This window comes from Pseudomonas sp. R4-34-07 (assembly GCF_003852375.1).
In the GTDB taxonomy this organism is placed as follows: domain Bacteria; phylum Pseudomonadota; class Gammaproteobacteria; order Pseudomonadales; family Pseudomonadaceae; genus Aquipseudomonas.
Map to the genome: position 1 here is coordinate 4,277,953 of NZ_CP027760.1, position 14,750 is coordinate 4,292,702.

Consider the following 14,750-nt stretch of genomic DNA (forward strand, 5'->3'; position numbering starts at 1 on the left):
AGACCCTGATTGTTGCACCAGGGTTCAGATCCAATAGGCACATACAAAAATGCCAGGCACGAGGCCTGGCATTCGGGTGCAGCGCAAAGCCGGTCAATCAGAACGGCAGCTTCATACCCGGTGGCAGTTGCATGCCAGCGGTCACGCCGCCCATTTTTTCCTGGCTGTTGGCTTCGATCTTGCGCACGGCGTCGTTGACGGCAGCGGCGAACAAGTCTTCCAGCACTTCGCGGTCGTCATCGCTGACGCCCTCGAGCAGGCTGGGGTCGATGCTGACGCGCTTGATGTCGTGACGACCGGTCATCACCACGCTGACCATATCGCCACCGGCTTTACCGGTGACTTCGGCGTTGGCCAGTTCTTCCTGCATCTTGGCCATCTTTTCCTGCATCTGCTGCGCCTGCTTCATCAGGCCGGCCATGCCACCTTTCATCATGGGAATTACCTCAAAAGTACGTGGATCAAATTAGTCGCCCGGTTCATGACGCCTGGGGCGCCGGGGCTTCGACAGGTTCAATAGTATCGTGACGGACGACCGCACCGAACTGTTGCATCATTTGTTGGATAAGCGGATCAGCCTGGATCGACGCCTCGGCGTCGCGCTGGCGGTTCAGGCGCCGACGCGTCGCAGCCTGGGCCGGGGTTTCCTGCTCGGGCTTGATCAACTCGATGGCGATGGTCAGCGTGCGCCCATGGTACTGGTTGAGCGCATCGTTGAGCCGGCGCTGCTGAGTGGCATTGAACAAGGCGCTGTGGGCCGGGTCCAGGTGCAGCAGCCAGTGGTCGCCGTCGATGCTAATCAACGTGCAGTTGGCCGCGATACTGGCGGTCATGCCGGAGATCGGCAATTTTGGAAACAATTCCAGCCATTGCAGGGCCAGGCCGGTGGCCGGGGCGGCGGCAGGCTCCGCCTCCGGCTCGGGGGCCGGCTCGGCGGTGTGTTCGCTGGCAAGTTCGTCCAGGTAGCTGTAGGCCGAATCCATGTCCGGCTCGATGTAGTCCTCGTCCAGCGGCGGTTCGTCGTCGAGGTCGATGCCGGGGGTGGCCGCCTCAACCTGGGCGACAGTCGGCTCGGGCACAGGCGCGGATACCCACTCCGGCGCATCCGGCACCACGCTGTCCGGGGTCGGCGTGGGCATGGGCGTCAATTCCGGCTGCTCACCAGTGGTGTCCAGCACCGGCTCCACGGCGGGCTGTTGCTCGGGCTCGACGGGCGCTTCAACCGGGTCATTCCAGGGCAGATCGACCACCGGGGCGACTTGCGGCTCAGGCTCTGGTTCTGGCTCGATAACCGCTTCAGGCGCGGCCACCGGGGCGGCAACCACAGGCTGGGGAACCGCTGCGGGCGCAGCCACTACTGGCGCAACCACCGCCGCGCCAGCCACTGGTTTGGCGGAATCAACTGTGGCCTGGCTGATCCCCACTGGCTTTAGCGGCTGTCTCGGCGCATCCGCCGAGTCGGCGGGCCGGAAGGCCAGCATCCGCAGCAGCACCATCTCGAAGCCCCCTCGCGGGTCCGGCGCCAGGGGCAGGTCACGGCGGCCGATCAGGCCCATCTGGTAATAGAACTGCACATCTTCGGCCGGCAGCGCCTGGGCCAGCGCCAACACGCGGTCGCGGTCGCCATGGCCGTTATCGACACCCTCAGGCAATGCCTGGGCGATGGCGACGCGGTGCAGCACATTGAGGATTTCCGAGAGCACACCGTTCCAGTCCGGGCCCTGCTCGGACAAGTGGCGCACGGCTTCGAGCAACGCCTTGGCGTCGCCCTCGATCAGCGCGTGCAGCACGTCGAACACCTGGCCGTGGTCCAGCGTGCCGAGCATGGCGCGCACATCGGCGGCCAGGACCTTGCCTTCTCCGAAGGCGATGGCCTGGTCGGTGAGGCTCATGGCATCACGCATCGAGCCATCGGCAGCGCGGCCAAGCAGCCACAGCGCGTCGTCTTCGAACGGTACATTCTCGACGCCCAGCACGTGGGTCAAATGCTCGACCACCCGCTCAGGGGTCATGTTCTTCAGGGAGAACTGCAGGCACCGCGACAAAATCGTCGCAGGAAGTTTCTGCGGGTCGGTGGTGGCCAGGATGAATTTGACGTAGGGCGGCGGCTCTTCCAGGGTTTTCAACAGCGCGTTGAAGGAATGGCTGGACAGCATGTGCACTTCGTCGATCAGGTAGACCTTGAAGCGGCCACGGCTCGGCGCGTACTGCACGTTGTCGAGCAGCTCGCGGGTGTCTTCGACCTTGGTGCGGCTGGCGGCGTCGATCTCGATCAGGTCGACGAAACGCCCTTCGTCGATCTCGCGGCACACCGAACAGGTGCCGCAAGGGGTCGATGTGATACCGGTTTCACAATTCAGGCATTTGGCGATGATGCGCGCAATCGTGGTCTTGCCCACCCCGCGCGTACCGGTGAACAGGTAGGCGTGGTGCAGCCGCTGGCTGTCCAAGGCATTGATCAGAGCCTTGAGCACATGGGTCTGGCCGACCATTTCGCGGAACGAGCGCGGGCGCCATTTACGTGCAAGAACCTGATAACTCATCGAAAACCGTCGCAACTGGGAAGCGGAAGCCGGTAATGCTAGCGGAGCAGGGGGGAAATTGCATCCGGCACGCTCATAAAGTCGCCTCCCGCCGGTTTAAATCTTCGGCGCCACCAACCGTGCGTACTGCTCCTGGCTGATCCAGCCCGTGAACGAACGGTCATCGGCATTGATGAACTCGACCTGCGCCCAGCCGTCCTTGAAGGCCAGCACCCCCACCACATCATTCTTGACGATGTAGGGTCGCTTGGCGGCTTTGGCACCCGGGGCTTTCAACAGGTAAGCCTTGTCGGCCGACACCGTCACCAGGCCGATCCATTTTTTCCTGGCGGTCTGGCTCAACTCCAGGCCCGTCGCAATCTCTGGCATCAACACATTGATGCAACCAGGGTGCTGACGGCCTTGCGCCACGGTCAGGCTCACCCCGTCGGACGCTGCCGCCACGCTGCCGGGATACGCCACATCGAGCCAGGTGGTCAGCGCCGCGGGCGTGCCCTGCAGAAAAAACCTGCAGCCCCGCGTCACGCCCTCGCCCAGGCTTTCCGAGTAGAACCCTTCGACCTGCTGCTGCGGCGTCACTGCCAGCATCAGCCCTTCGTACTTACCCGAATGCAACGCGGCCGAGCCTGCCAGGGCCGGCACCACGGCGCACAGCGACAACACACCTACCGCCAGAAAACGAATCATCTTATTTCTTCCCTTCCAGTAGGTCGTAGGCCTGCTTCATCAGCACGTCGTAGTTGCCATAGTCCTCACCGTTATAGTTGCGGGCCATGGCGGTAAAGTCCTTGTTTTTCATCGCACTCATCAACGCGGTATTTTTGCCGCAAAGGGCCAGGTAGGCCTTGAGCTGATTGCCGGCATTCACTTTCATTGACGCTACGAACTCAAATACCGTCTTGAACCCGCACGACGCGAAATTGAACCCCATGATCTGGAACATGCCCCACGAGGCCGACATCAACGCTGCTTCCTGGTCCAGCGCGAACGCAGTGGCCATGGTTTCCCAGGCCTTGACCTGATCCTTGTTGTTGGCCTGCCACTGCGGCCCGGCTTTTTTCTTGTAGATGTACGACAGCAGCGGGTGCGCCTGGTCGTAGATGTGCTTGGTGTATTTGCGAAATTGATGGCCTTCGAAGGCGATGATCGGCAACTTGGCCGGCCCGAAGCCCACCTTCCCGCCCGACTCCACGGTGGCGAATGCCTTGATGACATTCACCGAGATACCGTTGCCCAGTTGCTTGGCAGCGTTCTGGAAGTCCGTTTCGCTCAGCGTCGTTCCGCCGTCGCAGGTGGCCTGCATCATCAGCTGCCGGTTACGCCGTTCGGCCTCGATCACCGCGCGCACCTGGTTGAGGTAGACATTGACCGTGGCCTGCACCGCATCGGCATTGTTATTGCCGAACGCGTTGAGAAAGCTCGGAATACGCGTGGTCGGGAAGGCCTGCACCGGCACCTTCACCGCCTCTTCGATCAAGCTGTTGAAGGTGCGCCCGGTGGGGTCGATGACGCCATCGGGGTGGGCATATTTGAGATGACGGAACTGGTACTGGCTGATGCACTGCACCAACTGGCCGTCGCATTTGCCGTTTTCGGGCAGGGGGAAACCCATTTTGGGGATGATCAGGTTGAATAAATACTGGATGCACTGAACATCGGCAGGCAAGTTGCGAGCTTTACCGGGCGCGCCGACCGAGGCACTGATAAGACGAGGCAACCCTTGCAGGCTTTTCATGACAGACATCCTTGTGAGGTAAAGAAGCGATTGCGCTTCGATATCAAGTCCACGCCCTTGTCATACTCTGAAACAAGTGGCCGGCGGAAGCTAACAAGGTGCCTTGAGGTTGTCCAGAGGGGTATAGAAAAGTTGTGAGACAGCTATCGATAGAGGCCGTCACCGGCGGCAGTTCCATCTGACGGCCAAAGAAAGTCTGCAGACATTCAAGCATAAACGGTTACTCCACCCGGCTTTACTTAACGTTTTCCTTCTCCCCTCTAGTATGCTGTACCACCCCGGAATGCATAAGGACGACCCTATGCCTAGTCAGATAATCAAATCGGAGAAACGACTGTGAGGCTCGACAAACTGCGCGTGCAGAATTACCGCTGCTTTGGAGAGTTCGAGATCGACTTCGACCCCCATCTGACTGTATTGATTGCTTCCAACGGAGGCGGAAAAACCACCATTCTGGATGCCGCCCGGGTTGCATTATGGCCGTTTGTGAAAGGTTTTGACCTCGGTAGCCAGACCGGGAAATCCGCGACAATTCAAATCGATGACGTACGCTTAGCCCGCCTTACCAACGACAATATGGAGTCCCAAATACCCAGTATTATCGAGGCGTCGGGCCCGTGGGGTGATGGCAAACCGGAACGTCATTGGTTGCAACAACGCACGAGCTTGAAAAAATCGACCAACACGCTCGCAGGCAGCGGTTCTAAAGCACTGACGGGATATGGCAAATTCCTTCAGGAAAAAGTACGCCGTGATGAGTCTGTCGTATTACCGCTAGTCACTTATCTGGGAACCTCTCGGCTCTGGTTTGAGGGGCGCTTTACCTCGGCTGCCGCCCAAACCACCCTGGATAAATCTGAGTACTCCAGGACATCGGGCTATCTGAATTGCCTCTCTTATTCGTCAAGCTTCAAAACCTTTACAGCATGGTATAGCTGGATCTATCGCAGCTATCGGGAAGCTCAAGTGGTTGCCTTGGAACGCAACGCACAGCTGTCTGAACTTGGCATCCGATTCGGACAAATCATCAAATCGATTAAAGAGGCGATTGATCGATTGATTCAAGCTCCAACCGGTTGGCACAGCCTGGAGTACAGCGAGAGCCATCAACAACAGTTGATCATGCATCATCCCGAACAAGGCATATTGCCTGTGGAAATGCTGAGCGATGGCCTGCGTAACGCCATCGCTATGGTTGCGGACCTTGCCTTTCGGGCTTGCAAGCTGAATCCGCACCTGGAGGCTGAAGCCCCTTTGAAAACACACGGCATCGCTTTAATCGATGAGGTAGACATGTTCCTTCACCCTCATTGGCAACAAACCATTCTGAGTTCATTGCGTGAGGCATTTCCGGCCATGCAATTCATTGTTACCACACACAGCCCACAAGTTTTGAGTACAGTGCGGCGCGAAAACATTCGAGTGATTGGCAAGGATGTGCAAGGCAATCTGGTCGCCTCGCCTCCCCTGGCGATGACTTATGGGGAGCCGAGCAGCAGCGTTCTGCACAGCGTAATGCAAGTAGATCCTCAGCCGCCGGTCATTGAAAAGCCTGAGTTGTTACTACTCACCGAATGGGTAGACAAGGGGCGATATGACGAAGAGCCTGCGATTGAATTGATGGAACGGCTTACAGAAGCATTGAGCCCCCAGCACCCCCAGCTTCAGCGTCTACAGCGCAGCATCAAACGGCAGAGAGCGCTTAAAAGATGAGGGCCGTTCGCAAACGTGGCCATGGTCCCTATCAATTGAACCACTCCCATGCAAATCCACCTTCCTCTGCCAAAATGGCGGCCAGTCGATGGTCAGGGTTTGGGTATAAGCAACAGGTTCTAGACTACCTGCTGGAGGAGCAATATGGACTGTGTTGCTACAGCGAGATTCGACCCGACCAGATCGGCCTGGGTTTTCATATAGAACACGTCGAAAACAAGAGTCAGAACCCTCAGCGTACTTTTGACTATAGCAATCTCGCCGCTTCCGCCCTGGACAGTGAGACCGATTTACATGCATTCAAGGGACGGGCATCAGAGGTCTTCGGCGGACACGCCCTCGGAAAATCGGATGCCGTTGATATCAACCGCTTTGTCTCCTGCCATCAACCCGACTGCAGCCGTTTTTTCTCTTATCTGTCCGATGGCCGCATAGTGCCCGCCGATAAGTTATCCGCGCAGGACGAAGACCGAGCTTTATACAGCATCGGTCTGCTCAATTTGAATAGCCCCTTCCTTCAGAATCTGCGTCAGCAATGGTGGGACGAATTGCAGTTGTTGTTCGAGAATCATATTGATCAAGACATGAGCCTACATTGCTTTGCAGGTATAGACCTCATTCCTCGCGGCAAACAGCTAAGCCCTTTCTTCAGCCTCACGAGGATATTTTTCGGAGAAATTGCAGAGGAGGTCCTGGACCAGAATTCCGTTGACTTCAATTAGTACAAGGCATTCAAAAGCCATGCAATTCACGGGCTTTCTGTTGCTTGTGGTAGTCAATCCACTCAACGACATCATAGGGCAGATATAGCTGCACCCTGGCACGGGAAATCGCGATGTATACCTCACAGAGTCGCTGATCGAATGCATAGGCATCCTTGAACTTCACATTGGTCAACAACTCGGGAGTAAGCAGCACCCGGTCGAACTCCATGCCACCGGCGTCTTGAGCTAGCATCAGCATGCAGTGTTGGCCGGAATGACCGTTGAGGCGGTTCAAGCGCGTGATATCAGCGGCGTTGAAACCGCTTTCCAATTCGTTCTCGATCCATAGAAACGATTCATCGAACTGACTTGCTTTGCGTACCTGCTGCCAGTCGTCCATGTCATTAAAATGAGCATGCAGGCCCTTGGTGTCGTGCTCGGAGCTGTAAAAGTCCGGTTTGAATAGCGCCACGACGCTGGTCATGAAGCTTGCAAGATCCTGCTGCGTTCTTCTGTCAGGGAACCCGAACGGACAGTTGGCCTGATGCAGTTGAATGGCCCATTTCATTGTGTCCCAGTGGGAGGCCGTCAACACCACGCAACCTTCTGGCGGCACAAAACCCTGTGGGTAATGTTCGATGCCGACATCGGCATCGCGAGCCCCCTCGAAGGGGATCTTGCTCTTCTCCGAATGCACACTGATCAACGGGTTGACCAAACGCTCCACATTGCGACCCGAACGCACGGAGTAGCTGATATCACAGTGCCGAACTTCACGCTTTCTTCTGACTATCTCTCCTTTGGCCAACTGATATTCGTCACCCAGCGTGATCAAAACCTGGCGGCCGCGCTCGATGATCTGCAATAAGGAGGAAGGAATATCCTGGCTTTCATCAATCAGCACATGGGTATACCGGGGTGGCACTGCGCAGCCAGCCAGACAGGCGCGCTTTATCAGAAGCAATGCTGGGAAGTCAGTCTGGGAGGCCCATTGCGTATTACGATCAAGGTAGGCCCACACGCGACTTGAATACTCCAATAAAACTCGGGCATCCATGCTGGACAAGGGCTGCTTGAAGTGAGGGAAATGCCGGCTGGATAGGCTGTGATGTCCGGATTGACAGTAGTTTTCGAGTACCTTCAGACAAACGTCGAGAGTCGTTTGGCCATCATGACTACGCCAACCGTGGATATCCAAGGCCTCTGCCACGGCTTGCTTGCTGGGAGACTTAAGCGACGGGCTAACGTCGACTGGCCGTGAACCATGCAACAGCGCCTTGGCAAAAGCAGCAAATGTCGATCCGGTCTTGCTGTCCGGTGCCAAGCCCATACGCTCGTGCAGTGTCGCCAGTTTTGCGCCAGTGCGCGCCAGTACCAAAGTTTTTTCAGGGCGCAGGCACTCCATTAACGCTCCAAGCAAGTGGCTTTTACCGATCCCTGCGTACCCCTGAACGTGCAAGTCTTCATTCAAATTCGCGCGAAAGGTTCGCACCAGTTTGTCTTGGGCCGGACTGAGCCAGTGCTCACGGTGTTTGGGTGTAATCATCTGCTGGCTGAAGGGGTCATTACCGCGCAAATGGCGGACCTTGTAATCAAAATCCCATTTGCCAGTGGGTAGCAAATAATCACGCGCCGCGATTTCTTCAGCCAGAAGCAGGCGCAGCTTCAAGTTTTTGATGACATTGAGGCCGAAATACAATTTGCGAGGATCAAATAGTCGCTGGGCTTCGGATAGCAACGTCGGCGCGCTGGAGGTGGAAGTGTCTACCGCCCAGCCGATCAATTTGGCCAGGATGCGCTCAGCGCCAGTACAGGTCAGCTCCTTCTCCGGAGCCTGTGCCAAATTCTGGATGACCAGCACCGCGGCCAGCTCCGGGTCCGTCAGCCTAGCCAATACATTAGCGCTTTCGGAACCCAGCAGGGCTGCACAGGTTTCTTCCGTGACAGGCAAAAAGACCGGGCTGGATAAATCGAAATGTTCCGGTTGCATACTTCCTCACGGTCAGGCGCATTGTGCGGTCAGTTCTGCTCATTCACTACGATGTAGCGGACATCGTTAAGCCACCCCAATGCAATTAGTCTGGAATGTACTTCGTGTACCGATACGCCTAGATCAGTACTCAAGTCCGCCAAAATCTGTTGGGCGGTGACGATATTGTAGCTTTCATGGTTGACATAAATAAAACCGTGTCCTCGCCATTTCACGTCGTAATATTCAAGGAGAGGCACAAGATGCTCTGCCAGGGTCCGAGCATCCATCCAGTCCGGCACCTTTGGGACAAACGAATCAGCCATCGCGGTTATTCCCCTCCGATGCTTAGCTCAAAGTTATAGTCGCCTAATGTGCCCGACATGCCGCCCCCGTATCGCCGTCGATCATTGGCTACCAATGTCTTCTTCGCCTCAAGCTGCTGTTGCAATTCGTAGAAAGCGACGTCGAGCAGTCTGCGTAAATCCTGAGCGCTGCATGCAGATACCTTCAGCTCCACCGTGTAGGCGGTTTGCAAAGGAGGCTGTATCTCCTCGCCGGCAATAGCGACGTCAGGAGCCGATTTTGCGGTTCGGATTATTTCTGCCCGACTGAGAATCTCTGCGTGCTCATCGTCCATGAGATCGAGCACCTTCGATAATTCAAGAGTCTGCTCAGGGTACGATTGAATACGATCCTTGATTTCCAAGCGCCGCATCTGCCAATCCCGCAATTTTTCGCGAGTGAGGTCGTCCACTTTTTCCACGCGTGCTATCTCCAAAAATTCCAGGCAATAGAGTATGCCGCCATGGACTGCGAGATGGCAGATGGCTTTAAAGCATTTTCAGATTTGATAGTGAAAAGGAACAGCAGAAGGGGGCGTTATGGAGGCAACCCCACCAGCCACACCCCGGCACACAATGTTCCCGCTGTGGCTGCTGCCTTCCGGCTCTGACCAGGTTCACGGGTAATCGTTGCGGGGGGACCGATGGGGTCACCATAACGACGCTCGCCTCTCGGCAAGCGGGGCCATTGTACCGATCTCATCGGAAGTTACAACCGTAAAAAATGAGAAGCTTCAAGTACTTGCCATGGCCTTCAACAATGACGCTATCCAATGTGGGAGGGGGCTTGCTCCCGATGGCGGTGGGTCAGCCACTGATGAGTAGACTGACACTCCGTCATCGGGGGCAAGCCCCCTCCCACATTTTTTTATCATTGTGCCTGTAGGACCTCATCGGCCCTGCCGCCCTCTTCCTGGATTACCAGGTGGATGAAGTGCAGCTTGGCGATCACCGCTGGCGGCAGCACGAAGGGGTAAAAGTCCGGCTGGCCCATGCTGCGCGACAATTCGTTGAGCATGCCGGCCAGTTCGATCCAGGCGTTGACGAAGGAGAGGAACGCCGCACCGCCAGGGTGCTCGGGGTCGTACAGCGTGGTCAGGGGGAACGGCTGGTAATCCAGGTCCATCTCGCGGGCGCTCATGCCGAAGCCCAAGGCGGTGTCGACCGCGTCCATCATGTGCAGGTAATGCGCCCAGGTTTCGGCCCAATCTTCCCAAGGGTGCATGGTCGCGTAGGCGCTGACGCAGTTTTGCTGCCAGTCCGGGCGGGGCCCGTTCTGGTAGTGCTGGTCGAGGGCGTCGGCGTAACTGGCGCGTTCGTCGCCGAACAGCCTGCGAAACGGCTCAAGCCAGTGGCTGCCTGCGATCAGGCGATCCCAGTAATAGTGGCCGACCTCATGGCGAAAGTGCCCGAGCAACGTGCGGTAGGGCTCGCGCATCTGCACGCGGATCTTTTCCCGATGGGCGTCGTCGGCTTCCTTGATATCAAGGGTGATCAGGCCGTTGGCGTGACCGGTGGTGGGCGCATTGCCTTGCAGGTCGACGCCGACGAAGTCGAACGCCAGGCCGGTGTCTTCGTCGACGCGTTTGGGCACCACCTGCAGGCCCAGGCTGATCAGTTGCGCCACCAGTCGACGCTTGGCGGTTTCCACCTTGCGCCAGCGCTCGGGGTTTTCCGGGACGGATAAGTCGGGGATGGTGCGGTTCAGGCTGCAGGCCACGCATAAGGGCAACGTGCTATGCGCCGGGATCAGCCAGTTGCAGGCGGCCGGGGTCTCGAGGTTGGCGCACCGGCGAAAGGCGCCGGCGTCGAGGTTGTCGTCCATGAGCCAAGTGCCGACTGCGGGGCCGGGCTGCAGTGAGGACAGGCGACTTTGCCAGGGGTGATAGCCCAGCAGCGCCGAGCAGGCCAGGCATTGGCTGTTGCGAAAGAACAACGACTGGCCGCAGCGGCATTGCCATACCTTGCTGTTACGCGAAGATCCGGCCATGAACGGTGCAGCGATACGCGAGCTGAGCTGGTCGAAGTAGCGGAACATGGCGATCTTTCCCTGGGATGACTGAGACTAGATCATTTCCCTCGCAGGATCGTTCCCACGCTCAGCGTGGGAATGCATACGGTGACGCTCCGCGTCATGCCTTGGAAGAGCAGACGCGGAGCGTCCGGGGTGGCATTCCCACGCGGAGCGTGGGAACGATCGTCATACGGGGATATTGTGCCCGGCCAGGAACGCGACGAAGGCCTCCTCGTCCAGCACTTTAAGCCCCAGTTCGCTGGCTTTGGCCAACTTGGAACCAGCGCCGGGGCCGGCCACCACGCAATGGGTCTTGGCCGAAACGGAACCGGCCACCTTGGCGCCGAGGCTTTCCAGCTTGTCCTTGGCCACGTCGCGGCTCATCAACTCCAGGGAGCCGGTGAGCACCCAGGTGTGCCCGGCTTCCGGCAGGCCTTCGACGACCTTCTTCTCGCTCTGCCAGTGCATGCCGAAGTCTTTGAGCTGCTGCTCGATGGCCAGGGCGTGGCGGGCGTTGTCCGGATTGTCGAAAAACTCACGCACGGCCTTGGCCTGTTTCTCGGGCAGTGCCTGGCGCATGTCCAGCCAGTCGGCCTTGATCACGCCTTCGAGGCTGCCGAACTTATCCGCCAGCTTTTGCGCCGCGCCCGGCCCCACGGAGGGCACGTGCAGCTTGTCGAGCAGGCCGCCCAGGGTGGTGCTGGCGGCGAATTCGGCGCTCAGGTCGCCCTGCTCCTGCAATTGCAGGGCGCATTCATCGGGCGAAAGCAGCGCGCCGATCACGTCCTGGTTATGGCTGTCTTCAAAGAAGCTATGGATCTCGTGCGCCACTTCCAGGCCCACGTCCGGCAAGTATGTCAGCACTTCCGGCAATGCCTTCTGCACACGCTCGAGGGAGGCCAGGGAGCGCGCCAGCACCTTGGCGGTCTCCTCGCCCACATCGGGAATACCCAGGGCGTAGATAAACCGCGCCAGGGTCGGCGTCTTGCTGTTTTCGATGGCGGCGATCAGCTTCTTGCTGGAAATATCGGCAAAACCTTCCAGGTCGATGATCTGCTCGTACTTGAGCTTGTAGAGGTCGGCGGGCGAGCCGATGAGTTTTTCATCCACCAGTTGCTCGATGGTCTTGTCGCCCAGGCCGTCGATGTCCATGGCGCGGCGCGAGACGAAATGAATGATCGCCTGCTTGAGCTGCGCGCCACAGGCCAGGCGCCCGACGCAGCGGTACACCGCGCCTTCGCTGACGGTTTCCTTGCCCTTGCTGCGCTTGACCAGCTGCGTGCGCTCCACATGGGAACCGCATACCGGGCAGTGCTCGGGGATCTGCACGGCGCGTGCGTGCTCCGGGCGACGCTCGGCCACCACCGACACCACCTGCGGGATCACATCCCCGGCGCGGCGGATGATTACTGTATCGCCGATCATCAGGCCCAGGCGCGCCACTTCGTCCATGTTGTGCAGGGTGGCGTTGGACACGGTCACACCCGCGACCTTGACCGGCTTCAAACGCGCCACGGGCGTGACGGCACCGGTGCGGCCGACCTGGAATTCCACGTCGAGCAACTCGGTCAGCTCTTCCATGGCCGGGAATTTATGCGCAATGGCCCAGCGCGGCTCGCGGGCGCGGAAGCCCAGTTCACGCTGGGAGGCGATGCTGTTGACCTTGAACACCACGCCGTCGATTTCATACGACAGGCTGTTACGCCGCGCGCCGATGTCGCGGTAGTAGTCCAGGCATTCCTGAATGCCCTTGGCCAGTTTCAGTTCATGACTGATCGGCATGCCCCACTTCTGCAACTGCTTGAGGTTACCGATATGGGTGTCACTGATATCCGCCGTCACCTGGCCGATGCCATAGCAGCAGAATTCCAGCGGGCGGCTGGCGGTGATCTTCGAATCCAGTTGGCGCAGGCTGCCGGCGGCCGCATTGCGCGGGTTGGCGAAGGTTTTGCCGCCAACCTCCAGTTGTGAGGCATTCAGGCGTTCGAACCCGGCCTTGGACATGAACACTTCACCGCGTACCTCCAGGGTGGCCGGCCAGCCGCTGCCGTGCAGCTTCAACGGGATGTTACGCACGGTGCGCACATTGACGCTGATGTCTTCGCCGGTGGTGCCGTCGCCTCGGGTCGCGCCGCGTACCAACTCGCCGTCCTGATACAGCAGGCTGACCGCCAGGCCGTCCAGCTTCGGCTCGCAGCTGTATTCGACGCTGGCGAACAGGTCACCGGCCGGCAGGTCCAGCCCCTCGGTCACCCGCCGATCGAATTCGAGCATGGTCGCTTCATCGAAGGCGTTGCCCAGGCTGAGCATCGGGATCTCATGCCTGACTTGGGTGAACGCCGACAGCGCCGCACTGCCGACCCGCTGCGTCGGCGAATCACGCGTCACCAGTTCCGGATGCTCGGCCTCCAGGGCCTTGAGCTCATGGAACAAGCGGTCGTACTCGACGTCCGGAATGCTCGGCTCGTCGAGGACGTGGTAGCGGTAGTTGTGCTGATCCAGTTCAGCGCGCAGTTCAAGGATGCGGGTATGGGCGGCGGTCATGGGTGTTCTCTCATAAAGCAAAAGAGCAGCCGAAGCTGCTCAATATGTTAGTGCGCTTATTCTACTGACAACGCCGAAGCGCAATCCTCAGCGTTTCTGTGTCAGGGCGCGACGCTCGAACTCGACGATGCGCTGACGGTAATGCTCGATAGTCTGGGCGGTGAGCACGCTGCGCTGGTCGTCCTTGAGCTCGCCGTTCAGTTCCTGGGACAGCTTGCGCGCTGCAGCCACCATCACATCGAACGCTTGTTTCGGGTGACGCGGGCCTGGCAGGCCGAGGAAGAAACTGACCGCCGGGGTGCTGAACAGGTCGATATCGTCCAGGTCGAACGTGCCCGGCTTGACCGCGTTGGCCATGGAGAACAGCACTTCGCCGTTACCCGCCATGCTTTCGTGACGGTGGAAAATATCCATCTCGCCAAAGCGCAGGCCGCTTTCAAGGATATTCTGCAACAGCGCCGGGCCTTTGAAGCCACCGGCATCGCGGCAGATCACACTGATCACCAGCACTTCTTCGGCGGCCGGCTGATCGTTGACCGATTGGCGCGGGGCGTTCTTGCCGGCGTTTTCATCCGGGAAGTCATCGTCGCGGCTGCTGAAGCTCGGGCCTTCGTCGACATCGAGGTTCAAGTCGCCCTGATGCGGCTCGGCCACGCCAGCACTGCCGCGCTTGCCACGCTTGGACGACGGCTCACGGGCTTCACGCACCGGCGCGCTCATCGACGGCAGGTCGTGCTCGTCCAGTTGCGGTTCCTTGTGGGTGTCCAGCACACGGGGAGGCCCCAGCAACTCGGCGCTGCCGTCGTCGTCGGGCAAGTTGGACAGGTTCCGGTCCAGGCGGAATTTAAGCTTGCCCTTGCCACCGCGCATGCGGCGCCAGCCATCAAAAAGAATACCGGCAATGACAATGATGCCGATGACGATCAGCCACTCGCGCAGACCGATTTCCATGTAATCCCGTGCCTCTATAAAAAATGCTGAAAAATAAGGGGTTTAGCACCGTGCAAACCGCTTTAAAACGTGGCGCCAACTCTATGTTCTGACTGACGTTTTGCCCACGCATACGAAAAATTGACATTAAACTAGCACGACCAAAGATAACTTTACACCGTCTGTCAAAATGCCTTGAACAAATATGTCCATTTGCCACTTTTGCCAACCCGGTAAATCGCCCTACAGCGTGC

General features: G+C 58.5%; 12 protein-coding genes and 1 other RNA gene. 2 read left to right on the top strand and 11 right to left on the bottom strand.

Features of this window, described 5'->3' with window-relative positions; all coding sequences use genetic code 11:
- Nucleotides 1-97 precede the first annotated feature (97 nt).
- The 4 genes from C4J85_RS19660 to C4J85_RS19675 all read right to left on the bottom strand — a co-directional run bounded on the left by C4J85_RS19660 (nt 98) and on the right by C4J85_RS19675 (nt 4,278).
- A complete protein-coding gene (locus C4J85_RS19660; RefSeq protein WP_124363899.1) occupies nt 98-436 on the bottom strand; it encodes a YbaB/EbfC family nucleoid-associated protein in 339 nt (112 codons plus the stop codon).
- A gap of 43 nt (nt 437-479) precedes the next feature.
- Nucleotides 480-2,543: a DNA polymerase III subunit gamma/tau gene (gene dnaX, locus C4J85_RS19665; protein WP_124410529.1), complete on the bottom strand. Its 2,064-nt coding sequence runs from the start codon at nt 2,541-2,543 to the stop codon at nt 480-482.
- A 96-nt stretch (nt 2,544-2,639) separates the two neighbouring features.
- Nucleotides 2,640-3,230: a hypothetical protein gene (locus tag C4J85_RS19670; RefSeq protein WP_124367934.1), complete on the bottom strand. Its 591-nt coding sequence runs from the start codon at nt 3,228-3,230 to the stop codon at nt 2,640-2,642.
- Nucleotide 3,231: 1 nt separating this feature from the next.
- Nucleotides 3,232-4,278, bottom strand: a complete 1,047-nt coding sequence (locus C4J85_RS19675; RefSeq protein WP_124367935.1) for an N-acetylmuramidase family protein — start codon at nt 4,276-4,278, stop codon at nt 3,232-3,234.
- A 336-nt stretch (nt 4,279-4,614) separates the two neighbouring features.
- On the opposite strand from C4J85_RS19675, the gene C4J85_RS19680 reads away from it, so the two are divergent.
- Both C4J85_RS19680 and C4J85_RS19685 read left to right on the top strand, forming a co-directional pair.
- Complete coding sequence (locus C4J85_RS19680) at nt 4,615-5,991, top strand: AAA family ATPase (RefSeq protein ID WP_305955163.1); 1,377 nt, start codon at nt 4,615-4,617, stop codon at nt 5,989-5,991.
- Nucleotides 5,988-6,713 (top strand): retron system putative HNH endonuclease, encoded by a 726-nt coding sequence (locus tag C4J85_RS19685; RefSeq protein ID WP_124410530.1) that lies wholly within the window; start codon nt 5,988-5,990, stop codon nt 6,711-6,713. The genes C4J85_RS19680 and C4J85_RS19685 overlap by 4 nt, the downstream gene beginning before the upstream one ends.
- Before the next feature lie 10 nt (nt 6,714-6,723).
- Here C4J85_RS19685 and C4J85_RS19690 read toward each other — a convergent pair whose 3' ends face one another.
- From C4J85_RS19690 to zipA, 7 genes are all read right to left on the bottom strand, one after another.
- Nucleotides 6,724-8,685 carry a hypothetical protein gene (locus C4J85_RS19690; RefSeq protein ID WP_124410531.1) on the bottom strand — a complete coding sequence of 654 codons (1,962 nt, stop codon included), beginning with the start codon at nt 8,683-8,685 and terminating at the stop codon, nt 6,724-6,726.
- Between the two features lie 29 nt (nt 8,686-8,714).
- Nucleotides 8,715-8,990, bottom strand: coding sequence for a hypothetical protein (locus tag C4J85_RS19695; protein WP_124410532.1), 276 nt, complete (start codon nt 8,988-8,990; stop codon nt 8,715-8,717).
- A gap of 5 nt (nt 8,991-8,995) precedes the next feature.
- Nucleotides 8,996-9,430 carry a hypothetical protein gene (locus C4J85_RS19700; protein WP_124363906.1) on the bottom strand — a complete coding sequence of 145 codons (435 nt, stop codon included), beginning with the start codon at nt 9,428-9,430 and terminating at the stop codon, nt 8,996-8,998.
- Nucleotides 9,431-9,558: 128 nt separating this feature from the next.
- Nucleotides 9,559-9,655, bottom strand: an RNA gene (gene ffs, locus C4J85_RS19705) — signal recognition particle sRNA small type.
- 224 nt (nt 9,656-9,879) lie between these two features.
- Nucleotides 9,880-11,046: a putative zinc-binding metallopeptidase gene (locus tag C4J85_RS19710; RefSeq protein ID WP_124410533.1), complete on the bottom strand. Its 1,167-nt coding sequence runs from the start codon at nt 11,044-11,046 to the stop codon at nt 9,880-9,882.
- Nucleotides 11,047-11,208: 162 nt separating this feature from the next.
- Complete coding sequence (ligA, locus tag C4J85_RS19715) at nt 11,209-13,566, bottom strand: NAD-dependent DNA ligase LigA (RefSeq protein WP_124410534.1); 2,358 nt, start codon at nt 13,564-13,566, stop codon at nt 11,209-11,211.
- An 87-nt stretch (nt 13,567-13,653) separates the two neighbouring features.
- Nucleotides 13,654-14,517, bottom strand: coding sequence for a cell division protein ZipA (gene zipA, locus C4J85_RS19720; RefSeq protein WP_124367939.1), 864 nt, complete (start codon nt 14,515-14,517; stop codon nt 13,654-13,656).
- Nucleotides 14,518-14,750: the final 233 nt, after the last annotated feature.